Consider the following 23979-nt stretch of genomic DNA (forward strand, 5'->3'; position numbering starts at 1 on the left):
GAAGTTGAAGTGCTTGCGTGGAGGATTAAAAAATTAAATGCGTTCCCACACCAACTCAAAGACTGTTTCAACACCATCAGTTAAGACCGGCGACGTTCTTAGCGTCACTTGACTCTCACTTAAAGTAAACGTGCGAACTAACGCTGTACCCACCCGATTAGGAATCGATGCAATTTCGAGCTGGTGAGTCACTGTGTTTCCACTCAAGGTATATGTTCCTGCGTATGCACTGAAGGTCGTGAATGCTTGAGCCAGCTCTTCTACGGGTAGAGCATGCATCTGGGGACTCAGCGGTGATTGAACCTCTTGACTCAGTGGTGAGCGATCGCTCCTAGCAAACATCACCATCATGTGACCATCTGATGTATACGTAATGTAACCAACGGGATGAGTACCATATACATCTGGAGTTGCCGTTCCATTAGCATGAATAGCCGTTGCAGAGATTAACTTCCACATACCAATGAGCGGGTTATTCTCACTTGGTGGTGTAGTCATACTGTTTAGCCATTGCTTGATGGTCTTCCGCTGGAGTAATGGGTCTCAATACAAAATCAAACTCGTTCGTGTAAAACGGTTTACTCTGATTGTGCGCCTTTTCGTCTGATGCTTCGTGCTTGTGTAATTGAATGATCGCTGATCGCACTGAAAAGGTCGTATCTGAATCTAGGTGAGGATCGCCAGCAATAAAAATTTGGGATGTTAGCGGAGTATACTTCGGGGCACTGACTTTGAAATGAATGTGAGCCGCCCGCCAGGGATGTCGTCCTAGCAATCGTAGCAACTCACCCGATGGACCACTGGTGGGTACTTTGTAACCAAATGGCACTACCGTCTCAAACCTATACTTACCGCTGGCATCTGTCGTGAAACGTCCCCGAAAGTTTCCCTGTGGCTGAGATGGATCTTGAATGTCATACGCTCCCTTGGAATTGGGTTGCCAGACATCTATCACAGCATTGGCGATTGGCTGACCATCTAAGTCTAAAACCCTGCCTGATAGAAAAAGTGTGTCTCCTTCTGCATCAATACCCAGGCGATCGCCCATCTGCCGTTCTGGTGCATTCGGCACATACAAGGGTCCTTCTAAATTGCCTTCTGTACCGCGATGGGCATCGTGCAGCAATTCTACCAACTCTGAGATCCCGAGTAGATCCGTTAACAGATGGATTTCTCCAATAGGAATCTCCTGAGTGTGATGACTTGCCTGATTAAGAAAATTACGTCCTTGTTGCAATTCTGGCTCAGTCAGATTCACTTCACGCACAAACTCATGCAAATGTCGAACCAAGCTTGTATAAATTTCATGCAATCGTGGGTGAGATTTACCGCGATCGCCATGATCAATGACAGCTTGAGTAATGGTATCAAGCGTAATGTTCTGCATGATTGAACTCCTTTGCATTTGCAGCACAACTGATAGTCGTTTTACGGTGACTAGCCCGGTAGGGGTTGCCATGTGGAGAAGTTGGCAAGATGTACCCAGTAGGCAGTTAACCCAATGTAAGCAAAGACGAAAGCTGCTGCAATCAGCACAGTTCCTCCAATCGTCCGCAAGAGCCGGGTTTCTTTGATGTAGAGAGTTGGTGCAGCAAAAACTCCGCCTAAGCCAACTAAAATAAAACCAGTTCCTGCCAGCAGAGAAATCTGTGTTAATTCCAAGTTAATGATGCGAACGCCAATGAGAAGGGATACAAGCCCGGCAAAGAAACCGTAAATACCCAGGGTTAGCAATTCCCAGCCCATTGCAAGAGTGAGGGCAGTTCCGACAAATAGAATGCCAAATAGAACGGTTGTTTCACCAAAGGCAATATTAAAGCTACCAGGAACGGGCCAGGTCAACGTCATGTGAAAACCAGTGAGTAACGCGATCGCCCCGACGATGCCGAAGCCTGGAATCCAACGTCTTTGGTTTGAGCTGCCTAGACCAAAATACAGATAGGCCGCCAACAGAGCGAGCCCAGCCGTCAGGTTAATGAGCATGAGTGAAATGTAATCAATAAACATTAGACCTCCTGCAAAGGTTTGGCTATGTCAGAATTTATCCTGACGGCGGACTTGCTCTTGGAAGTAGTTGCGCCAACTTTCGGGTAAAGCTTCTAATTGAGCAACACGGTGAAGTAACTCTGGATTATCCTGCTCGCGTACATAAAGTTGAGTGATATCAGCAACTGTGATGTTGTTGTCGTCTCGGTTTACCAACTCTAGAGTGTCTCCGGCTCCAACTTCGCCCTCTTGCAAAACTCGGAAGTAAAATCCAGTGCGCCGACTCGCAAGGAATCGCTTCACCATATCGGGTCGCCCAAACCGAATTCCCAGTTTGTAGCAGGGCAGGCGGGGCTGTGTCACCATCAGCTGAATAGTACCAATCTGAAAGCGATCGCCAATGTTCAGCTCCTCTTCCTTTAGCCCAGTGGTCGTAAAATTTTCACCAAAGATGCCTAATGGTAGCTCTGTATCGGGCAACTCACTTTGCCAATAGTCGTAATGCTCGAATGGATAGACATAAACTGCCTTGTCTGCTCCTCCGTGAACGGTGAGATCTGCCTGTCCATCACCGTTTAAGTTGAGTGAGCGCACCATCACTCGTTCGCTGACTGGTTCTTTGAAAATTCCAGTTGTTACGGTTTTTCCTTTCCAGGTTACTTCACGTGGAAGCCCGACATTGACAGAGATGACTTTCATCTTTGGCTCCGTAATTTTTGGCTCTGAAGAAGTGGTAGCCTTCTACAGCAGTACATCTTCTGTACTTCAGCTCTGCAATCCTTGTATGACCTAATTTAGAGAAATCAATCAAATTTGTAGTCCATTTAAGGTCCATAGTTTAAGCAACATATTGATCAATAGTTGGTTAATCCAGGGTACTGGTTTAGATCAAACTTAAGTTCAGGTCGACATCAAGCCCTAAGTTCTTCAGCCACTCAAGGTTATCTCTCATAGCAGGCGATCGCCTGATTCAATGAATTCTGCACTACTGGGTTAGAGGTATCGGCAACCAGAACCACTTCCCCTGTAGGAGTAGTTTGCCATCCAGTTGCTTCAGTAATTGAGGCGGGAGAGAGGGAGGAAGGACGAGCCTGGAGAGGAGACGCGGAGACGCGGAGAGAGTTCGTGACAGATTCCTCCTGTCCTCGTGTCACTGCATTTCCTTCCCCTCCACTCCCACTATCCACTTGTTGTGGCACAACAAGCCTACGTCGATCTCTCCAACCGACATTATCATCAAGCTGCTGTTCTGGTGAGGGACGTAAGCCTCCCCGTCCTGTGATGGCAAACGAACTCCCCTCACCTGCTGGGCAGACCGTCGCTATCAGTTGGCTTGGATCGGAGAGTTCAGTGGGTAATTCGATTAGTCCCTGTGTTGGATCAAGATCGGGAGTTTGAACTGTAACAGTTCCTGCGTCGATCGTCGGGTTTTCCTGGGAGAAAGCCGTAATATCATTGGTTAGCAGATTGCGCGGAGCGAGTTCTTCTGAATCAGTGGTGTTGAGCAAGCGTTGCAGGTCCTCACGAGTCTGGACAGCAAATCCGTAGATACCCTGAGCAGACAGCGTAATTTGTCCACCTGACCCTTCAAAGGCATTGGCAATGATGTCATTGTTTTCATTGGGAGCCGAGACGATGAAATTGCCGTTAAAGGTGATGTTGCCGCCATCTCCCCCAGATTGAGCAGTCCCTGCTGTAGAGGAAATCATACTGCCGTTGCGTAATACTAATACATCCACATTTTGTAGAGTAATATTTCCGCCTCGACCAGATGCTGTTTCAGCACTGAAAGTTCCTCCATTGCCCAAACGAATAGAATTAGCGATCGCCTCAACACTGCCTGCATCACCTGAGCCTTGACTATTGACGGTGATGCGACCTCCATTTTGGATGATCAACTCCTCAGTCCTGAGTCTGATGCTTCCTCCTTGGCTGATTGAATTGGTATCGGTGTTGGCAAAGATTCCACTTTCAGCACTGGCGGGATCGACCGCAGGTCTACCAAATTGGGCAAGTCTCGCGGCGAAAGTTGGATCAGATCCCGAAATAGTAATGTTGGCAGCATCAACCCTAATGCTACCAGCAAGTCCAGATTGGAAAGCAGTGGTGAGGATTTGACTACCGCCTGTCAACTCTAAGTTATCAACGTTAACTACGATATCGCCACTGTTAAACGCATTGAGCGATCGCGCTGCTACAACACCTCCATTTCGCATGTAGAGATTCCTGGCTCGTACTTCGATCGCCCCCCCTTCACCCTGTCCTACTGCTGACGCATTAGAGTTGAGGGCGCTAGAAAATCCTTGGGAACTCACACCAGAGATTACTACGGAATCTCTTACATCCACTGAAATGTTTCCTGCATCTCCTATTCCTGAGGTCGTGGTAATAAAATACGCTCCATCTCTTAGGAATAACGATTGAGCCCGCAGGTTAATGTCTCCCCCTTGACCTGCACCAAATAAAATGACGCTGACAAACAAAGTCCGCCCTTGGCTTCCATTGGTTAGGGAGACCAGACCACCCGCCTCGATGTTGATATCGCCAGTATTTCCAACTCCTCCGGGCGCAACGTTGGCACCAATGCCAGTTAAGTCTGCCTTAACTCCAGTGATGCCTGAAGGAGTGTCGCTTCCAGTCACAGTGATGTTGTCTATGATGCTTACGTTTATATCTCCTGACTGTCCCCGCCCAAAAATGCTATTACTGATTTGACCAAACTCACTAATTTCCAAAGAGTTTGCTCGAATGTTGATATCACCACTTCTCCCTGTAGCGTTGGGAAATACCTCGTTGTTAATCCAACTTAGCTGCCTGAGAGCGATCGCTCCTGTCGCATTGATTGAAATATCCCCAGCTTGTGCATCATCTGAACCTAAATTACTAGCAATCCCTGCTTCCAGGAGGCTACCCGCTAAAATATCAAGGTTGCGAGCGTTAATGGCGATATCGCCCCCTCCGTCTGCGGCTACATTAATACGGGCTGAGTCGGCGATTACCACATCCAAAAATTGTCCAACTCCCTCATAGCCCAACTGATAACCTGTATTAACTGTTGTTAGACTGACCTGATTATTTCTGGCAACGCTGCCTAATTCAATTCGTCCACCTGGGGCCGTCAAATTTGGTTCTCCGGATGCACCTGAGGTTCCACCTCTGATAGAAATATTTCCTCCAGCCAAAGCAAGTGTTTCTCCAGTGGGAACTGCTAACTCCGCTCCCTGCACCTGGATTGCACCTGGATTGGTGCCAAACTGCAAACCGATTGGTGTATTGATGGTTAGCAAGGGAGGCGCAGACGGATCGATCGCGCTAAACTCTAGGTCATTGGCAAAGTGGATGCTGCTAGCTGTACTGGCAACGAACGAACCTCCAATGTTGAGAGTGGCATTGGGACCAAAGAGAATGCCATTGGGATTGAGCAAAAACAGGTTTGCCGTACCATTTGCCCAAATCAAGCCATCAATATTTGAGGCAGAGCGACCTGTGACGCGACTGAAGATGTTCTGCACGTCAGCAGCGTTGTTGAAATAGGCGGAACCTCCAGTAGGTACTGAGAACGATTGGAAGCTGTGGAACAGATTACCCCCTCGTCTGGCTCCGCCATCAATCTGAGCATTAACATCGCCTATGACTTGCGATCGCTCTCCTGCTGGCAACGTGTCATCGGGGACAACTTGAGCAGCAATTGGTAAAGCACAGAACACTGCGCTCACGATACTACTCATCACAACCCATGTGTATAAGTGCGACCAGTTCATATAGCTGTCCTCGTTCCCTAGTTCCAATCGATAGGAGAGGAATATTCCAGGTGCAATGCCAGGCAATTCTCCCTATGGAGCGATCGCTCACCTCACAATAGAACAATCAACAGCATCAGACCAGACAAGATAATTAAGTTAGGGTTACTAACAGCAGTCTATGGAGCAGATATGCAGAAGCGGTGTTAACTCATCTGAGGGGGAAGATCTCCAGGCGCACCAAGCAACTCGTCTCCAATCTCAGCAGAGATATGTCCAAACAGCGCCATGTCTGGTGGTTTTGTCTCATCCACTGTCCCCACTGCTGCGATCAGCCGAGCAAAGGCACTGGGCGCAGCAACGACCAACCCACGCGCTGGTTTATCACCGACTACAGCAACCACATGCGGTACGCCTGGAGAAATCAGGTAATTTTCACCAGGACCCAGCACAATCTTGTCTTCACCAGCCCAAACCGTAAACTCTCCTTCCAGCACATAGAGCTGTTCAGAGTAGCGGGTATGACGATGAGGAGGAGGCTGTGTGCCAGGTGGGAAGTAGCCCTCAATCAGATCGTATTTACCTCCAGTCGTAGTGTGATCAGCAACGATAGTAAGATGAGTACCAAAAAACCAGAGAGGTTGTGCCATGATTCTCCTGTTCAAAATCAGGTTAAGTGAGCAAGCATAACGATCGGTAGCACCAACAGCAAAGAGGATGAAGTTTGGAGCTATACAAGACGGTTGAAGCTGTAATGCAATTTTTTGAACTATCCTAGTCTCATTCAACTGTGGTCGATTGTTAGATAGACAAGCGTTCTGGACTTTGAACATTCAACCCACGGGGGCTAGTTTGCGCTGTGCGGCTCGCTTTAATGAAATCCGCTGCCTTCTCGCCGATCATGATGGTCGGTGCGTTCGTATTTCCTGAGATGATTGTCGGCATGATGGAGGCATCGACAACTCGCAACCCCTCAACTCCATATACCCGTAGTTCAGGATCTACGACTGCCATCGGGTCAATGCCCATTTTGCAAGTGCCAACAGGATGCCACACCGTGCTGCCATTGTTGCGGATGTAAGCTTCGAGGGCTTCATCACTTTGGACTTCAGCACCCGGAGCAATTTCTACACCGCGAAACTCATCAAAGAAGCTGGTATGAAGCAATCGACGCATTAATTTAATTGCGAAAACGAGCTTTTGTGCATCGGTTTCACATTGCAGATAGTTCATCTGAAACATCGGTGCGTCTTTGGGATCAGATGATCGTAAGCCGACACTGCCAATGTTTTGAAGACGGGTCAAAGAAACTGCACCAGTGAATGCCCAATCAGGCTGGGGATATCCAGGTGGTACGAACAGATTGGGACCGAAGAAAAACTGAAGATCTGGTCTAGCCTCCGAATTCTCCTCACTATGCAAAAAGAATCCAGCTTCCGCGATACTACTGGTGCTTGCTGGATGTAAATCCTGAGTTGCCTGGTATGACACAGGAACGAGAAGATGGTCTTGGAGGTTTTGACCAACCCCTGGCAAATCAGCGACAACAGAAATTCCCAATGCTTGCAACTGTGCGGTATCCCCAATCCCGGAAAGCATCAGCAGCTTGGGCGAATCGAACGTACCCGCACTTAAAATCACCTCCCTGTTGACCCTGACCTGGTGCAGCATTCCCTCGTGCAGATATTCCACCCCAACGGCGCGAGTTCCCTCAAACAACAATCGAGTCACCAGTGCGCCAGTGGTTACAGTTAGATTGGGACGCTGAAGAATGGGCACAAGGAAAGCAGCCGCAGTACTGTGTCGCTTGCCATCTTTAATAGTGTATTGATAAAGTCCCACCCCTTCCTGTTGTGCACCGTTGAAATCAGAATTGTAGTCATAGCCGAGTGCCACCGCTGCGTCGATAAAGCGTTGGGATACGACGTTCGGGGAAATCGGATCGGTGACGCTCAACTCTCCATCAACCCCGTGAAATTCAGACGCCCCGCGCTGCTGGTGCTCCGATTTCTTGAAATAGGGCAAGACATCCTGGTAACTCCAACCGGGATTTCCTAATGACTGCCAGTGGTCATAATCGTGATGATTGCCCCGAACGTAAAACATGAAATTAATCGAGCTGCTGCCACCCAAGACTTTGCCACGAGAAGAAAAGACTTTGCGGTTGTTCAGGTAGGGTTCGGGTTCAGTAAAATAGCCCCAGTCCACCTCAGTGCCAAGTAGGTTGACGCATTCTGCCGGGATAAAAAGCTCTGGTTTCGTATCTGGGTTACCTGCTTCGAGAAGTAGCACTGTTGTGTTGCTGTCTTCGGTCAGACGGTTGGCGACTACGCAGCCTGCCGAACCGGCACCAATCACAATGTAGTCATAGTGAGTCATGACAGCCTCCTGAGTTGTCTGCAAGGGTTCATTTTTGTTATTGCGCGGCATATTCACGGTTAACCGCAATTTTTTTAGAGTTGCGTTCTATGCTAGGCGCTTGTCTTGACAACGCTAGGTGAGAATAGCTGCCATTAACTGCTCCATGTCCCAGCCGCTGGTGTATCGAGTTCCATTGATAAATAGTGCTGGAGCATCCGTTACTCCACTGAGTAATCCACTTTCGAGATCTTGACTGATGCGATCGGCGTGTACTCGTCTCGATATATCTCTCAAAAATTGAGGAATATCGAGTTCGAGATGGTTGGCATACTCTACTAGATAGCAATCTTCTAATGCTTGCTGATGATTGAACAACATGTCATGCATCTGCCAAAACTTTCCCTGTGCTCCCGCTGCTGCCGCTGCCATTGCAGCCTTTTGGGCGTGAGGATGGATCTGAGGTTGAGGAAATTGTCGGAACACAAAACATAGATAGTTCTCCTCAGCCAAGGTCGTATCAAGCTGTGTTTGAACTGCCTTGATCAAGGCGTGAAGTTCTCCACAGGTAGGGCATTGATAATCTCCATACTCGACGAGCACAACCCTGGCGCTGAGCGGTCCTTGCCGATAGTCTCGCTCAGAAGGCGGTATAGCTAACGGGTTGTGGTCGTCGGATGGTTCAATTGAGGTGTCTTGACTCATTCTAAACCTGCGAAGAAAAGAGCTTTTATCGTACAAAAAGCAATGTGAAATCTCTTTCCTCTAAACCTAGAACCGTTTGTATAATCCTAAGTTAAGGGATTAACTTAAATCTGTCGTCAACTCAAAGTTCTTATTTGCAGTAACAGAAAGATTGCTCACCGGGTTAGTCCAGGGTATTGAGGTCATATCAAACTTAAGTTCAGGTTTACGTCACCGCGACGCAGTCAGTCGAGTCATCAATTGACGTTCTTAGCGAGGCAACGGTTGTGATAACTGAGAGAAAGCATTGGAACTGGACAAGGCTAGCAGGTTGGTGCATCAGTGGGGCGATCGCCAGCATCCAAACTCCTGCCCTTGCCCAGCTTAATCTCACCCCTGACACGGCTCCTGATCGTGACCTGGAAACTCGCATTGAGAGACTACCGCCAACAGTTGATCAAGTTCGTGGAGGAACTCAACAGGGTTCTAATGTTTTTCATAGCTTTGAGGAGTTCAATATTCCCGAAAATCGTTCTTTGTACTTTGAAAACTTAAGTGGAGTTAGAAATATCCTGGGTCGAGTGACTGGATCTGATCCATCTAATATTGAGGGGACTTTGGGCGTAGGAGAACCCGGCAACTTAGGTAACGCTAACTTGTACTTAATTAATCCTAATGGAATTATTTTTGGCCCAAACGCTCGATTAGACGTCAATGGATCATTCGTCGCTACAACGGCTAACGCGATGGAGCTAGGGAGACGAGGGCTATTTAGTGCTTCTCAGCCGGAGACCTCATCACTACTCAACGTCACACCTACTGCGTTTCTATTTAACCAAATTGCGAATCAGCCGTTAAACTCCATCACGGTAAATGGTGAGTTAACTGTGCCTACGAATCAAAGCATTCTGCTTGTAGGTGGCAATCCGTTTCCAAGCGATACTGCAAGCGGTAGAGTACTGTTCAACGATGGGCTACTGAAAGCGCCAGCAGGACGAGTAGATGTCGCCGCCGTTGCAGAGCCAGGTCGAGTTGGACTTGACATTCAAAGTGGTCTCTTGTTTCTGCGATTTCCAGATAGTTTAGCGCGATCGCCCATCACCCTAATCAACGGAAGTACGATCGACGTGAGAGAGGCACCTGGAGGCGCTATTGCCATCTATGCAGGTGACTTCAACCTGCTCAACACCAGTTTCTTGCAGGGAGGCATTGCTCAAAATGCTGGTGTCGTCAGAGGTCGAGCTGGAGATATTGTTGTGAATGCATCGGGTCGCGTTTTTCTGAATCAGGGAAGTGCGATCGGCAACTCTATACTGCAAGGCTCTACGGGGCGGGCGGGCGATATCATTGTCACTGCAAATAACCTACATCTAGACGGCAGCGCTCCAAATGGAGGATTGACTAGAATTGTCAGCCGACTCAGACCTGGCAGCTCTGCTAATCCTGCGGCGGAAGGACGAGGCGGCGATATCCTTGTTTCTGTGAGCGATCGCGTTTTACTCACCAATGGTGCTGCTATTAGCACTACTACCGATGGCATTGGAGATGCAGGCGACATTCAAGTGAGAGGCGATCGCATTCATTTTGACGGACAGACTGAAAACTTTGTTTTTGACCCAGAAGTGCCCGAGGAACGCTTTCGCTCTGAAAGCGCTGTTTTTAGTGCTGTTCGGGGACAGGGCGATGGCGGTCAGGTTCAGCTAGAAGCGCGATCGATCCGCTTTACTAACGGCGGCGGCGTAAACACCAGTACTTTAGGTGAAGGAGATGCTGGCAGCGTTACTGTGATTGCGGACGACATTGTTTTGCAGGGGGTTGGCGCTGACTCTCAGTTTCGCTTCAGCGGCATCTATAGTCGGGCTGAGACAAATGCAGAGGGGGGCGGCGGCGGTGGTGTGATTCGCATTCAAACAGGGTCGCTGTCTATTCTAGAGGGTGCCACTATTACGGCTGCAACGCTAAGTGAGGGAGATGCTGGTAAGTTATTTGTCACTGCTGACAGATTTATCCGGGTGAGCGGAGTAAATGCAGACGGAAGTCAAAGCCAGTTAAACTTTAACACCTCAACTGCCGGGGACGCAGGGGAGCTAGAAATCAACACCCCTCGGCTGATGGTATTAGACGGAGCAAACGTTTCTGCCCTAACTTCTGGAGCAGGACGAGGCGGCATCTTGGAGGTGAATGCAAGTGAGTCGATTGTGGTAGATGGACGCGGTAGCCGTCTCTCATTTGATACCTTAGGGAGCGGTGATGCACGAGGAATTAGGCTAGAAACAGAGAATTTGCGGGTGCAAAATCAAGGCATCGTTACAGTGAGTAATGGGCAAAACGGCACAGGTAATCCGGGAAATTTAACCGTGTTTGCAAGAACCATTACACTGCAAGATCAAGGTTCTCTTAGGACTGAAACGCGCTCAGGCAGCGGTGGCAACATTGACCTCAACGTGGAGGAGTTAACGCTACTGCGAAATCGCAGCCTGATTTCTGCTTCTGCAAGTGGGTTTGCGAATGGTGGCAATGTCACGATTGAAACTCCTAATGGGTTTGTGCTTGCTGTTTTGTCTGAAGACAGTGACATTGTAGCGAGTGCTGATGCTGGAAATGGTGGAGCTGCCCGCGCTAGAGCAGCTGGAGTGTTTGGCTTTCGCCAGTTTCGGGAACAACGAACCCGTGAAAGTGATTTCACGGCAAGCTCAGTTTTGGGAATCGATGGAACTCTAGACATCGATACAGAGGAACGCGAATTTGAAGAGCTAGAAGGCACTCCAGTCACGGCTGAAATTGCTCAAGGCTGTACGGCAAGGGGCAGCCAAACCCCGAGTGAGTTTGTTGTGACAGGGCGCGGTGGGCTACCGTCTAGTTCAGATGAGGCGATCGCCCCTGATGCCGTTCAAGTTGACCTGGTTACTCGTGCGGTTGAGGAGGTAAATCTCGCTGAGGGCGATCGCTCTAACAACTCTGAAGAGAATACAGAGCAGGATAGAAATCAAATCATGCTTCAAACCCATGCTCCAGTTGTAGAAGCTCAAGGCTGGATGCTGGATGCTAATGGTGAAGTCGTTCTCACTGCGGCTGTACCCCTCACTACATCTCAGAACCTCTGGCATCCTGTTGGTTGTCATGCATCTCAGTGAGAATTCCGCTAAGTGTAAGAATTCCGCTAAGTAGAGGAGGGAAAAAGGTGAGAAACAGTCAAGCCTCAAAAAACCGCTTACTGCGACGCTTGCTGAGGTACATGCAGGTGAGAGTGCGGTGTTTAGCAACATCGCTGTTTCTGGTAGTTCTGTTTTTAGGAGCAGCGATTCTACCAACTTTCGCCCATGTCGTCACTGAGAATTTAGTGGTTCAAAGTTTGCCTGATGCAAACATGCTAGACCAGCAGGGGCGGCAATTCTATCAGACAGAACAGTTTGCCGAATCAGTTTCAGTTTGGCAACGGGCAGCGATCGCCTTCCAATCTACGGGAGATGAGTTAGGTCAGGCAATGGTGTTGAGTAACCTTTCTCTGGCTTATCAGCAGCTTGGACAATGGGATGAGGCGGAGGAAGCAATTCAGCAGGCGATCGTTCTCACTTTTAATTCCTATCAAGGGGAGCGATCGCCCATTCTGGCTCAGGCTCTAGATGTGCAGGGTCGTTTGTATCTATCACGTGGACAGGCTGAATCTGCGGTTGAAATTTGGCAGCAGGCGGCTGATATTTACACTCAGTTAGGTGACGAAACTTTACTCACTCGCAACCAGATCAACCAGGCTCAAGCGCTGCAAAGTTTAGGATTTTATCGTCAGGCACAGGAGCAGTTGCGTGAAGTCGAGCAAACGCTGCAAAGTCAGCCCGATTCCGCGCTGAAAGTGACTGGGCTACGGAGTTTAGGTAATGTTTTGCGAGTCATGGGCAATCCGGAGGGAGCGCAACAGGTGTTGCAGCAAAGTTTTGCGATCGCAGAATCAATTTCAGACTCTCAATCCATGAGTGACACCTTACTTAGCCTCGGTGATGTTGCTCGGACGCAACAAGACTATCCGGCTGCTTTAACGTTTTACCAGCGGGCTGCTGAGACAGCACCTGCACCCCTGCCGCGAATCTCGGCTCAACTGCGTCAGTTTAGCCTGTTGTTGGAAGATGAACAGCTAGCAAGTGAAAGGGGCAACACGGCTGAGGACTTGTTTCCTCAAATTCTACAGCAGCTTGCAGATCTACCGCCCAGTCGTAGAGCGGTTTATGCTCGGATCAATTTGGCTGAAAGCATGATGGGAAGTAGAGATTGGGAAGTAGGGATTGGGCAGGGGTTTGATCAGGTGATTGGACTGCTGAATACGGCGGTGCAGCAGGCTAGGAAGTTGGAGGATTCACGGGCAGAAGCGTATGCGCTAGGTGTGTTGGGGCAGGTCAATGAACGTCATCAACGGTGGGGTGAAGCGGAGAATTTGACCCAGGAAGCATTGTTCATTGCTCAACAGATTAATGTCCCTGACCTTGCTTATCGGTGGCAGTGGCAGTTGGGACGGTTGCTAAAGCAGCGGGGGGAAGAGGAGAGGGCGATCGCCGCTTATCAAACTGCGGTTGAGAATCTTAACCTGGTTCGCAATGATTTACTCTCTGTCGATTCAGAGGTGCAGTTCTCCTTTCGAGATGATGTGGAACCTGTTTACCGAGAACTGGTGGAACTGTTGATCACAAGTGGCAACAGCAATGAGGTGAGGCAAGATTATCTTGAACAGGCAATTCGACAGGTGAATGCCCTTCAGGTGAGTGAATTGGAGAACTTTCTGCGCTGTAATTTAGCGATCGCCACAGACATTCCTCAGGTTGATCCAACGGCAGCAATTTTTTACCCCATCATTTTGCCCAGTCAGCTAGCAGTGATTTTGAGGTTGCCAGAAACGGGACAGCTACAGATTCACATCAATGCAATCGCTCAAACTGAGGTTGAGCAAACCTTGGACCAGTTACGGCAGGAACTGGGACGACAGTATGTGTCTCCAGAAGGAGAGGCTTTATCGCAACAGGTTTATGACTGGCTGATCCGTCCGTTTAGTTCAGCACTCGCAGCAAGCAATGTAGAAACACTAGTGTTTGTTTTAGATGCTGCATTACGCAATGTGCCAATGGCGGCACTGCATGATGGGCAGCAGCATTTGGTTGAACAGTATGCGATCGCCCTCACTCCTAGCTTGCAATTATTTGCTCCTGAACCACTCACCAAAATTCGGCTCAATGCTTTGACTTTTGGGCTTTCTGAGGTTAGAAGTAACTTTCCGCCTCACCAAAACTTTACTCCTCTTCAAAACGTAGAGACAGAACTGCAAGTCATTCAGGCTCAGATTCCGAGTGAAGTCTTTCTAAATCAGGAGTTTACTCAAGCAGCGCTGGAAGAACAGGTTAGCACTGAGCCGTTTTCTGTGGTTCACCTCGCAACACACGGGCAGTTTAGTTCTGACCCACAGCAAACTTTTGTCTTAGCCTGGGATGGTCAAATTGATGTCAACACACTCAGCAGCATCTTGCAGCGTCGGGACCAAAGCAGCACAGAGGCGATCGAATTACTCATCCTAAGTGCCTGTCAAACTGCCGATGGTGATGATCGTGCCACATTGGGTTTAGCTGGAATCGCTGTGCAATCGGGCGCACGCAGTACACTCGCCACATTATGGAATATTGATGATCGGGCTACGGCTGAGCTAATCAGTCGCTTTTACCAGGAGTTATCCAGTTCAGGTACGCCCATCACCAGAGCCGAAGCACTCCGCCGCGCCCAAGTTGCGCTGATTCAATCTGGCTATCCAGAACCTCTCTTCTGGTCGCCTTACGTCTTAGTCGGAAACTGGCTGTGAGGTGCAGCAGTCTAGCAAAGGAAAATGGGCGATCGCCCCCAGCCCAACGGAGTCGAGCAAACTCGTCCAATCAGTCGGTGTTGCAGAATTTGAGTGAGTGAGACTCAATGCTGTTGCCTCAGTCAGCGCATCATGCCAGACTCCATGCTCGGCGTAAGCTCTAATTCGCTCTTGGGGAGATGTTGCTGCTGCAAGCTGACGGTTTAGCGCTGAATCGGGCTGAATCCGTTCAACAAATCCTTCTACGGCGGGACCTTGTCCCGGTTCCCCAGTCAACTCAACTTGAAAAACCCAGCGATGAACCTGATTCACCTCCAGAGAGTGGGTTAATTGAACGCCGATAATTCCAGATTCACCATTGAGGGAAACCTGCTCCGTATGAATGGGGCGATGGTTTTGATCTAGCAGCACAAATTCTGCTGTCTCCGCAGAATTGCTCAATACAAATTCTGCGGAGACAGCAGAATTGCTCAATTCAGGCGGCAAATAAAACCAGAAAGTAGGGGTGTCATCGACGGTCAGCGCTAATAGTGAGTTTGGCTCAGAACAGCTCTGCGTTTGAGTGATGAGAGGTTCGCTACCGGGCATTAACGCAATCAATCGATTTAAACAAGAGCCAGGAGAGCGAGAACCCGTTGAGGTTTGACGGGCAGGTCTGCCTGTGTTCTCAAAGCCATCCATTTGATTTGAGAAGTTAAAAATCAATGGTTCAGACAATGGTTCAGAATTTAAAGAGCTGGAGGAATCACCTGACTGTGCCCAAACCAACACGGGCTGTAGCGTCACTCCTGTCAGCGTTGCAGCTAATACAGAAATCCAGAATGTACGGTGAAGTAATAGGAGCTTACTCATGATTTTAGGGGAATTACTCAATTTTAAGTTCGTAATATAAGTGAGTTATTTAATCTTATTAGCCTCGTTCTAATACCAAATCCGTCTGTAGAGTAGCGGTATCGGTAAGGGCGAAGCATTCGGTCACAATCCCTGTCACTGAAGCACAATTCTTTTGCCGAATGCTTCGCCCGTACACCAAATAGTGCTTCTTTACGAGATGGATTCCGTACAAGGCTCTACTTAGGAACGAGGTCTAAAGATTTTGTTATCTTAACCGTCTTATTTGAGTCGCTACACCTCCGCTTGAAATGATTAGCGCAAGAGCAGCAGGAACTAGAGGCAACCAGCCACCCCACAGCAGAAACATAAAACACACTCCATGTAAGATGACAAGACTCAAACAAACTGAGAGTCCTAACTTTAAGGTAGCCGTGTTTGTTCTTGCGCGTGAATATTTTGGGGAGGGCGATCGCCACATCCACACCAGCATTCCTCCAATCCAAGCCCAGAAACCCATCCAAACGGCTTCAAGCCCCTGCGGTAGCCACCAAAGGAGCGATCGCTGTTCGAGAACAGCACTAATGATTTGACTAATCATGTGCGCCTGAATCACAACCCCTGGCATTTCAGCTTGAACAAGCCCGCTTCGATAGGGCGTTGGATGTGAATCAACGTTGTCTATCGTGACTCCAATTAAAATGATGCGATCTTTAACCAGTTCTGCAAGCTGTGAGTCGCCAAGTGAACCATCCAAGATTTGTCGAAGCGGAATCTGGGTGAAAGCAGCCGAGCGGTAATTGAGCAGCGTCTGATATCCGTTTGCCTCAGCAGTCGAGAGTTGATATCCGCCTGTATTGAATTCTAGTTTTGGAAAGGAAAACCCTCCAACCTGTAGCACGCCAGCTTCTGTAAACTGTAGCGGCAGCACCTTTAACTGTTCTAAATAGGCTGTTGCCGCTCGCAAACTAAGGGATTGATTGGTTGGACAGTATGAGTCCGATGCCATTCCCAATAGATGGCGACGAATTACGTTATCGGGGTCAAGCACTGAATTGGTGAACCCTAAACGCTCGGCTGGCATATCCGGTGGCGGCAGAATTTGCTCATCATCTGCTTGACCCATTCGACAAACACTAATGATGTTTTCGCGTTGCTCTAAGTAGGTTGCCAAACTTGGTTCAAACTCGAAGTCATGATAAATGTCTGAAGCAATGATGCGGGGCTGATGCGGCTCTAGTTTTTGCAGCAGTTGAGTAAATGCCTGGTCAGACAATGATCCTTTTCGCTGCATGCCCCTCTGCTCCTGATACTGCACATCTGCATCATCAATGGTGACAATAAGCAGTCGGTTATCGGGCGGCTCGGCGGGACGTAGCTGCATGAGTTGATCAAATGCCCGCAACTCAAAGGGTTGCAGTACTCCAAGCGATCGCACACCCACTACCAGGCTGGTCGCCAATACGCTAACCAGGCAAACCATCCTGATTCTTGAAAAGATTCTCTGTCGGCGCTGTTTTTTGGGCTGGGAAGGGGTTGCAGTTGTGGGGAGAATTTGAGGTGGTTGAGGTTGAGGCTGTAAGTGAGATGATCCAGCTTCGTCTACCTGCCCTCGTAAGCTCTGCCAACTCGGAGGAGACTCAGCCGGGTTCTGGCAAATCATGGGTAGCCACGTCGCGCAAGGATAGTTGTCTTCTAGCCCTTGCAGCCGCTCTCGTGCCTCTCGCACTGAGACATAAAGTGGTTGTCCTCCGGCAAAGGCAGCTAGAAAATGCCGCAAGAAAGTTTGAGCGACTTCATCAGGTACAGGTTCCCGCATGACAATCACTTGAGGAATGTGCAAATCCGCTAGGGATTGGGCTAATCCTAAACCATCACAAGAGTTGAAAATAGCAAGTTTCAAACCCTGGGCGATCGCCCGTTTGAGCGCGTATCTCAACTGTTCAAGGGTGAGGCGATCGGTTTGATTAAGTTGCAGCAGTCCTTTCTCACTACCGAAATCATCACTAGAGCTGTGACCTGCGTAAAAGAGAATATCCCAGCCTTGCCAGAGGTATTCATTTAACTCTTCCAGCGTTGGCTCTACTAAAAACTCAATTTCGGCATCGCTTGCAAGTTGCTCTAAGGCAACCCGATCCTTCTCAACATCAATTGCCTGACTGTTACCCAGAATGGCTAGGATTTTAACTTGAGAAGAATTCCGATTTATCGGTAGTCGATTTGGACGCTGATAGCTTGATGTACTCAGGGCCATTTCTGCTTTAGGATAATCCTCAAAAAGCTGCCAGAGATGCCAGGGCAAATGTCGCAATAGGGGATCGTTAGTTTCAATGATGAATCGCACCTGATCAGACGGCGCTAGCTGCGTTCGGAGCGACTGATCAATGCTGTGAAACGGCTCTGAATTTAACCAGTGATTCAATTGATCGAATAGCTGCTGACATAAGTCACTGAGTTCAATTTCAGACACGTTGGTAACATCTGCTGTCTCAATTTCTAGACGCAGCTCAAAGTCCAACCGTTGATAGAGCGCCAAATAAAGCAATCGCCACCGTCTGTAGAGTTCTGCCAACTGAGGAGCTGCGGCTAAACGCCCTATAAACTTCATTGGGTAGATGTCACTTTCGTCCCACAACTGAGCCGTAACGGACGCAAAGCCCTTACTTAAATTTCCTTCTCCGAGACTCAGGACAATTAACTTAACCATCACAACCTAAACAGTTCGCGATCGGACTTTAACCCTCAAACTTTAATCATCAAATTGTGAACATCTCCGTCAAACAAGTTTCATGGAATGCAACCTGAATGTCAAAACACTCTCCAGGCATTCCTCGAAACCTTTTGAGTTGAATGTAATTATCGTGGCTGCGCGATCGCACCTCTTGCAGCATTTCCCCGGATGGTGAGAGCAAACTCATTCTCAGGTCTGCGGGCAGATAAGTTTCTCCTCCCATTGGATGCATCTGGACTAAAATCTCCATTTGCAGCTTTGCTTCAGATGCGTTGATCTGTCCTGCGCTCGGCATGATTGCGACCATTAGCGCAACCGATCGCTCCTTCAGGCTCAACCCCAGGTCAATCAGCTTAGCCCGCTTCACCGTTGCCTCACTCAGGCGATCATTTCTAAGACTGACGGCAAAATGAGGTTGCCCAGGGAGTAAGAGTGAGTCAAGCGATCGCCAACCTGTTTCAAATAGGTTTTCAAGCCACTGGCTTAGATTCACCCGTTCATTCACCTGAGAGTTTGCCGATGGATTTGAGAAGACAGCAGGTGCAGATTGGCTCAAATGCTCTAGAAGTGAGTCGAGCGATCGCAACTGGCTCACTGGCACTTCTTCTACATTAGAAATCTCTGTAAAGCCTAACAGCGTTGCCGTTTGCAGCGATGGATCAAGCTGCACTGCGACACAGCCAATTCGGTCTGACCAAACTTCTGGTGGAATGTAAACCACCTGCACATCGGGCAGTACTGGGCGACACTCTAGTTTGCCGCGATCGCAAACCTCCAAATCAGCGACATCCATTGCCGCCTGTATAACTGGATCACGGCTCTGGCTCGCTTCCCAATTGGTCTTAACGCCCATACAGCGTAAGTAGAAATTAACCGCAGATACTGCCAAAGTATTCAGATAAACTTGTTTGGCTTTAGCCGAATCGCGGTGCTGCCTGCGAAACTGTTCAGCCAAACTATGGTCTGACGGGCGGAGAGGTACAGTAAAAGTTGAGAGTTCTGATATCACCATAATATGCCTAGCTTAAATCGCATCATGAGTACAATATTCTTTTAACCGGGTAGAGAACTTGGTTAAGCATCGGTAGTAAAAGCTGCTCACCGTTGGAATCTTCAAATCAAACTCGGCTGAAATTTCCTTCCAAGACTTTCCCAAAATTCGCCGCTGCAACAAGACCTGAAAAGTGGCTGCCGGATGATCTTTAATGTATTCTGCCTTCAAGATATCTTCTGGGTCTTGATCAACACAGGCTTTGAGCTTCTCCGTTAGCGTCTCCTGTGGCTCAGGCGCAGTAAGGTTATCCAGATCAGACAGCGTTACTCGCTGCACGTCTTGGCGACCTAAAACCTTTGGAATCGCTTCTCTAAAAAAACGCCGCTCTAGCAGCATGTTTACCCACGCCATCACGGTTCCTCGCTCTGAGTTGTATCGCTCAATGTGTTGACAAATAAACAGCATGAGTTCCTGAAGTGCCTCATCGTAAATGTCCTGATAGAAACCAGAAAATTTACCTTGCTGGGGACGGCAGAGCCGACCCGATCGGAGAACTGCCTGCACAAGCGATCGCAACGCCGACTGCCGCTCCGGAGACAGTAGGGGATGCTGTTGGGCTGAGAGCGCGAGTTGCCCGAGCTGCTGATTAAATTCATCTAACTCCGTTTGATTCATGGGGAACCCTACAGTTGCAAGAACTGTTGCAAGAACCGATGTAAACCTCTACTTATCTCTCGGCATAATAACTCCCAGTTTTATGCAAATTTTGCCGGGTTGTTGAAGAGATTTTGGTACTGCTCTCTCCTACCGCTCATCCTACCTGAGATGAACAAATGTTCTTAATCATCTCATCCTGTAAATTGCGACTTAAGACAGATCTTGGATCAAGGCGCTTCTAAGTTTTTGGGGCTTGTCGTGATCGCTTCTTAGCTCCAAAATTCTCCAAAGTTGGGTTGAATCATCGCTGCAAGATGTGAATGGTCTCATCCTTACTACCACTCACTAAAGTTCTTCCATCCGGGCTAAATGCTATTGAGCTTACGTCTCCTGAATGTTCAGAGAAAGTATTGATCAGCTTTCCAGTTTGCAGATTCCAAAGCTTAATGTCTCTACTACTGCTGGCAAGCATCTGCCCATCGGGGCTAAAGGCGATCGCCAACACTAAATTTGTGTGTCCAGAGAAAGTGCGAATTAGCTCTCCTGTTTCGATATTCCACAGCTTAATATCACCTCCACCACTAGCAAGCGTTTGCCCATCGGGGCTGATCGTCAGTGCTCTTACCTGCCGCAGATTGCCAGTGAGAGTACGAAGCAGCTCTCCAGTATTGAGGTTCCACAGTTTAATAGTTGTATCGTGACTGCTACTGGCGATCGTTTGTCCATCAGGGCTTATGGCAACGGAATAAACCCCCTTTTCATGTCCAGAAAGTGTGTGAATAAGCTGTCCCGTAGTCAGATTCCAAACTTTCACAGTATTATCCCAACTGCCACTCACGAGCGTTTGCCCATCAGTACTGATAGCAAGGGTTCTCACAGCTTCTGTGTGCCCAGTCAACTTATTTAGCTGTTTTCCATCTAGACTCCAAAGTTTAATGGTTTGATCGCTACTACCGCTAGCGATCGTTTGTCCATCAGGACTTATTGCAACTGCCAAAACTCGACCTGAGTGACCCGAAATAGTTTGATTCAACTCGCCAGAAGCTAAGTTCCAGAGTTGAATTAATCCGTTTTCGCTGCCGTTTACTAGAGTTTGCTGATCTGGACTGATGGCAACAGACCATAGCCAGCCAGCCCGTCCTAAAAGCGTTCGAATTTGAACATTTTGCCAGTTTGCACCCGCCTCACACTGCTGCAAGAGGCTTTCAAGTTCTGCATCAAAATTTGCGCGGTTTGCATGATCAAAAGCAGTTTGTGCAGTGGAAATACATTCCTCATAGTTTCTCTGTGCTGCTAATTGCTTAAGCTCTTGTCGTAATTGCAGGGCTTGCGATCGCCTCAATCCATACAACAATCCAAACAACACTAGACTTACACTAAAGCCCGTTGCGATCAGCCACAAAGGTTTTATATCTAGAGATTTACGTTGCATTACTTAAACCTCAAGTAGGGCTAAAAACGATTATGGCGAGTCAGGAACGCAGACCAATTTTGGGACTGTAGTCCATCAAACCGAAAAATGTTTCTGTCTCTACTACCACTGAGTAGAGCTTGACCATCAGGGCTAATCGCGAGGGAGAGAATCCAATCTGAATGAGGAGAGAGCGTGGTTAGAGATTCTCCAGTGCCTAAGTTCCAAAGCATGATGGTTTGATCAACGCTACCACTGGCAATAGTTTGGTTGTTGGGGCTGAGAGCAAGAGCTGTTATCCGGTTTTCATGCCCAGACAAAGTTCGACCCAGTTCTCCTGTATGCAGATTCCAAATTTTGATTGTCCTGTCCCAACTGCCGCTCACGAGCGTTTGATTGTCAGAACCAATCACAACCGTCCTGACTGCATCGGAGTGACCGATAAGCGGTGGACGAAGCAGTTCACCCGTCTGTAAGTTCCAGATTTTGACAGTTTTGTCACTGCTGGCACTGGCAAAACTGTTGCCATCCGGACTCATCGAGATCGACCACACTGGGCCGCTATGTCCTGCTAGAGTTTGATTAAGTTCACCTGTATTTAGATTCCACAGTTTAATCGTGCCGTCATAGCTACCTGTTGCTAGAGTTTGTCCATCTGAGCTAATAGCCACAGCCCAAACAGGTGCTAGGTGTCCTCTCAAAGTTTGCTTGAGTTTACCGGTTTTGATATTCCAAATATGAACGGTGTTGTCACTCTGTCCACTCACTAAGGTTTGTCCATCTGGACTAATTGCAACTGAGCGAACTGCACCTGAATCCCCTGCCAGAGTCCGAATCAATTCACCTGTTTTTAAGTGCCATAGTTTGATGGTTGAGTCTTCACTTCCACTGGCAAACGTTTGTCCACCTGGACTGATTGCAACTGACCAAACAGCTTCTTTGTGTCCAGGGAAGGTGTGTGCTATTGACAGCTCGGGCAGTTTGGGCGATCGCGCTGCTTGTTGCTCTATAGAGGAGACCGTTGGAAACAAGGAACTGAATCCATTTATTCCACTCATTAGCGCTAACACAATCGCCACTCCTGAACCAACCAATAGCCAGGGAGCTTGACGCTGGAAGTGAGTTAATTTATCTTGAGCAACCTTGTGGTTTTGATGACTCAGGTTTTTCCATCTCAAAGGTTGCTCGGCTGGATTTTGGTAAATCACAGGCAACCAGGTTGCGCAGGGAAAGTGATCTTCTAAACCCTGTAGCTGTTCTCGCGCTTGGCGCACTGCTAGGTAAAGCGGTTCACCCTGCACAAAAGCTTTCAGAAAGTGCTTGAGAAATTCCTGAGCAACCAGATCTGGGACAGGCTCTCGCATTGCAATCATTTGAGGAATGTGCAAGTCTGCTAATTGCTGCACCAAACCCAAGCCATCACAGGAGTTAAAAACTGCCAGCTTCAATCCTTGAGCGATCGCTTGCTTGAGGGCATACTTTAACTGGTCAAGCGTCAGACTATCAGTCGGATTGATCTGAATTAGTCCTTTTTCCTGACTAGAACTATGTCCTGCAAAAAATAATACATCCCACCCCTGCCACAATCGCTCATTTAATTGTTTTCGCTGCGGCTCTACTAAAAACTCAATTTCTGCTTGGTCTGACAACTGTTCTAGAAATGCTCGATCCTGGTTTAGATTGATGCCCTGGCTGTTGCCCAAGATTGCTAGGATCCTAACTTTATCCTGGTTATTTCTAAAGGATGAACTCTGCGATCGCTGATATTCTGAAGCGCTGAGAGCAATCTCTGCCTTAGGGTAGTGTTCAAAAAAACTCCAAACATGCCATGGAAGTCTTCGTAGTAGAGGGTCATTGGTTTCGATCAACACTCGAATTTCGTCTGAGGCATTCAAGTTCGTCCGTAGTTGCTGATCGATGTTACGAAATGGCTCCGAGTTTAGCCAAACATTGATTTGGTCAACCAACTGCTCACACAGTTCACTAAACTCAACCGCAGATACATTGGTGATATCAGATGCTTCAACTTCGATGCGAGCAGACAAGTCTAAGCGATGGCAGAGCGCATGATACAGCAACTGCCAGGAGCGATAAGTTACTGAAATTTGCGGTGCGGCAGGTAGGCGACCAATAAACTTTACTGGAGGGAGTTCGGGGCACTCCCAAAGGTGAGCCGTCACAACCGGAAAGCCGCTGTGTAGATCGCCTGTTCCTAAACTTAAAACTACTAGCTGACTCATTACGATCTTGACTGCTTTTAGTCAAATTGTAAAAGACTCTTTGATGCTGGTGCTCCCTAACCTTAATTGAAGATTAAACCGTTCTCCAACTAAACTGCGAAATCGCTTTAGTTGAATGTAGTTATCTTGACTGCGGGATTGCACCGTTTGTAAAATCTCTCCTGTTTCTGTAAGCAAAGATAGTTGAAAGTTAGTTGGCAAGTAAGTTTCTCCGTTCGCAGGGTGCAATTGGACTAAAACGCCTACTTTCTGCTCAGTTTCTGGTGTAATCGCCATTAGTAAGACTGCGGGTTGTCTCCCCAATTGAAACTCTACATCAAATAGCTTGGCGCGTTTTACAGTTGGCTCACTCGGTTGAGGGTCAGTCCGGACACTAAAAATCAGTTGGCGTTGCTGCAAGGGTAATGCTTGGTTTGGCATGATAGAAGAATGAAATGTCCTCAATGTAATTCAACTCAAGTCGCTAAGAACGGGCATCGTCGAGGGAGACAATGCTACAAGTGTAAGCAGTGCA

The 23979-nt window shown here is 48.2% G+C and carries 18 protein-coding genes; 3 read left to right on the forward strand and 15 right to left on the reverse strand.

Annotated features, from left to right (window positions below; genetic code table 11):
- Positions 1-33 precede the first annotated feature (33 nt).
- The 8 genes from H6F93_RS02560 to H6F93_RS02595 form a co-directional block, all read right to left on the reverse strand.
- The gene (locus H6F93_RS02560) at positions 34-498 is read right to left on the reverse strand and encodes a lipocalin-like domain-containing protein (protein ID WP_190678975.1); all 465 of its coding nucleotides are present in this window, start codon (positions 496-498) and stop codon (positions 34-36) included.
- A complete protein-coding gene (locus H6F93_RS02565) occupies positions 479-1387 on the reverse strand; it encodes a dioxygenase family protein (RefSeq protein ID WP_190678976.1) in 909 nt (302 codons plus the stop codon). The genes H6F93_RS02560 and H6F93_RS02565 overlap by 20 nt, the downstream gene beginning before the upstream one ends.
- 50 nt (positions 1388-1437) lie before the next feature.
- Positions 1438-2007, reverse strand: coding sequence for a DUF981 family protein (locus H6F93_RS02570; RefSeq protein ID WP_190678977.1), 570 nt, complete (start codon positions 2005-2007; stop codon positions 1438-1440).
- Between the two features lie 27 nt (positions 2008-2034).
- Entirely contained in the window at positions 2035-2685 is a 651-nt protein-coding gene (locus H6F93_RS02575; protein ID WP_190678978.1) for an MOSC domain-containing protein, read from the reverse strand.
- Between the two features lie 242 nt (positions 2686-2927).
- Positions 2928-5702: a two-partner secretion domain-containing protein gene (locus H6F93_RS02580; protein WP_190678980.1), complete on the reverse strand. Its 2775-nt coding sequence runs from the start codon at positions 5700-5702 to the stop codon at positions 2928-2930.
- A 230-nt stretch (positions 5703-5932) separates the two neighbouring features.
- Positions 5933-6376: a cupin domain-containing protein gene (locus tag H6F93_RS02585; RefSeq protein ID WP_190678982.1), complete on the reverse strand. Its 444-nt coding sequence runs from the start codon at positions 6374-6376 to the stop codon at positions 5933-5935.
- A gap of 151 nt (positions 6377-6527) precedes the next feature.
- The gene (locus tag H6F93_RS02590) at positions 6528-8105 is read right to left on the reverse strand and encodes a GMC family oxidoreductase (protein WP_190678984.1); all 1578 of its coding nucleotides are present in this window, start codon (positions 8103-8105) and stop codon (positions 6528-6530) included.
- 114 nt (positions 8106-8219) lie between these two features.
- Positions 8220-8789 (reverse strand): DsbA family protein, encoded by a 570-nt coding sequence (locus H6F93_RS02595; protein WP_190645744.1) that lies wholly within the window; start codon positions 8787-8789, stop codon positions 8220-8222.
- 266 nt (positions 8790-9055) lie between these two features.
- On the opposite strand from H6F93_RS02595, the gene H6F93_RS02600 reads away from it, so the two are divergent.
- Together H6F93_RS02600 and H6F93_RS02605 are read left to right on the forward strand one after the other, a co-directional pair.
- The gene (locus tag H6F93_RS02600) at positions 9056-11902 is read left to right on the forward strand and encodes a two-partner secretion domain-containing protein (protein ID WP_190678987.1); all 2847 of its coding nucleotides are present in this window, start codon (positions 9056-9058) and stop codon (positions 11900-11902) included.
- Between the two features lie 47 nt (positions 11903-11949).
- A complete protein-coding gene (locus H6F93_RS02605) occupies positions 11950-14601 on the forward strand; it encodes a CHAT domain-containing protein (RefSeq protein WP_199313442.1) in 2652 nt (883 codons plus the stop codon).
- Here the strand turns inward: H6F93_RS02605 and H6F93_RS02610 are convergent.
- The 7 genes from H6F93_RS02610 to H6F93_RS02640 all read right to left on the reverse strand — a co-directional run bounded on the left by H6F93_RS02610 (position 14581) and on the right by H6F93_RS02640 (position 23885).
- Complete coding sequence (locus H6F93_RS02610; RefSeq protein ID WP_190678989.1) at positions 14581-15453, reverse strand: DUF928 domain-containing protein; 873 nt, start codon at positions 15451-15453, stop codon at positions 14581-14583. The genes H6F93_RS02605 and H6F93_RS02610 overlap by 21 nt on opposite strands.
- 247 nt (positions 15454-15700) lie before the next feature.
- Positions 15701-18139, reverse strand: a complete 2439-nt coding sequence (locus H6F93_RS02615) for a CHASE2 domain-containing protein (RefSeq protein ID WP_190678991.1) — start codon at positions 18137-18139, stop codon at positions 15701-15703.
- 49 nt (positions 18140-18188) lie between these two features.
- Positions 18189-19175, reverse strand: a complete 987-nt coding sequence (locus H6F93_RS02620; protein WP_190678994.1) for a DUF1822 family protein — start codon at positions 19173-19175, stop codon at positions 18189-18191.
- A gap of 12 nt (positions 19176-19187) precedes the next feature.
- A complete protein-coding gene (locus H6F93_RS02625; protein ID WP_190678996.1) occupies positions 19188-19832 on the reverse strand; it encodes a sigma-70 RNA polymerase sigma factor region 4 domain-containing protein in 645 nt (214 codons plus the stop codon).
- A gap of 283 nt (positions 19833-20115) precedes the next feature.
- Positions 20116-21246, reverse strand: coding sequence for a WD40 repeat domain-containing protein (locus tag H6F93_RS02630; RefSeq protein WP_190678998.1), 1131 nt, complete (start codon positions 21244-21246; stop codon positions 20116-20118).
- 20 nt (positions 21247-21266) lie between these two features.
- Positions 21267-23465, reverse strand: a complete 2199-nt coding sequence (locus H6F93_RS02635; protein WP_190679001.1) for a CHAT domain-containing protein — start codon at positions 23463-23465, stop codon at positions 21267-21269.
- 21 nt (positions 23466-23486) lie between these two features.
- Positions 23487-23885, reverse strand: a complete 399-nt coding sequence (locus H6F93_RS02640; protein WP_190679002.1) for a DUF1822 family protein — start codon at positions 23883-23885, stop codon at positions 23487-23489.
- 9 nt (positions 23886-23894) lie between these two features.
- Between H6F93_RS02640 and H6F93_RS35610 the strand changes: the two genes are divergently transcribed.
- Positions 23895-23979, forward strand: an 85-nt coding sequence (locus H6F93_RS35610) for a transposase-like zinc-binding domain-containing protein (RefSeq protein WP_524537882.1), incomplete at its 3' end; no start/stop codon positions are given.

Source organism: Leptolyngbya sp. FACHB-671, assembly GCF_014695745.1.
Taxonomy (GTDB): domain Bacteria; phylum Cyanobacteriota; class Cyanobacteriia; order Elainellales; family Elainellaceae; genus JAAUTN01.

Coding starts and splice junctions, on each gene's coding strand:
- H6F93_RS02560 (WP_190678975.1), bottom strand. CDS start 498: ATGACTACACCACCAAGTGAGAATAACCCGCTCATTGGTATGTGGAAG.
- H6F93_RS02565 (WP_190678976.1), bottom strand. CDS start 1,387: ATGCAGAACATTACGCTTGATACCATTACTCAAGCTGTCATTGATCAT.
- H6F93_RS02570 (WP_190678977.1), bottom strand. CDS start 2,007: ATGTTTATTGATTACATTTCACTCATGCTCATTAACCTGACGGCTGGG.
- H6F93_RS02575 (WP_190678978.1), bottom strand. CDS start 2,685: ATGAAAGTCATCTCTGTCAATGTCGGGCTTCCACGTGAAGTAACCTGG.
- H6F93_RS02585 (WP_190678982.1), bottom strand. CDS start 6,376: ATGGCACAACCTCTCTGGTTTTTTGGTACTCATCTTACTATCGTTGCT.
- H6F93_RS02590 (WP_190678984.1), bottom strand. CDS start 8,105: ATGACTCACTATGACTACATTGTGATTGGTGCCGGTTCGGCAGGCTGC.
- H6F93_RS02595 (WP_190645744.1), bottom strand. CDS start 8,789: ATGAGTCAAGACACCTCAATTGAACCATCCGACGACCACAACCCGTTA.
- H6F93_RS02610 (WP_190678989.1), bottom strand. CDS start 15,453: ATGAGTAAGCTCCTATTACTTCACCGTACATTCTGGATTTCTGTATTA.
- H6F93_RS02615 (WP_190678991.1), bottom strand. CDS start 18,139: ATGGTTAAGTTAATTGTCCTGAGTCTCGGAGAAGGAAATTTAAGTAAG.
- H6F93_RS02620 (WP_190678994.1), bottom strand. CDS start 19,175: ATGGTGATATCAGAACTCTCAACTTTTACTGTACCTCTCCGCCCGTCA.
- H6F93_RS02625 (WP_190678996.1), bottom strand. CDS start 19,832: ATGAATCAAACGGAGTTAGATGAATTTAATCAGCAGCTCGGGCAACTC.
- H6F93_RS02630 (WP_190678998.1), bottom strand. CDS start 21,246: ATGCAACGTAAATCTCTAGATATAAAACCTTTGTGGCTGATCGCAACG.
- H6F93_RS02635 (WP_190679001.1), bottom strand. CDS start 23,465: ATGAGTCAGCTAGTAGTTTTAAGTTTAGGAACAGGCGATCTACACAGC.
- H6F93_RS02640 (WP_190679002.1), bottom strand. CDS start 23,885: ATGCCAAACCAAGCATTACCCTTGCAGCAACGCCAACTGATTTTTAGT.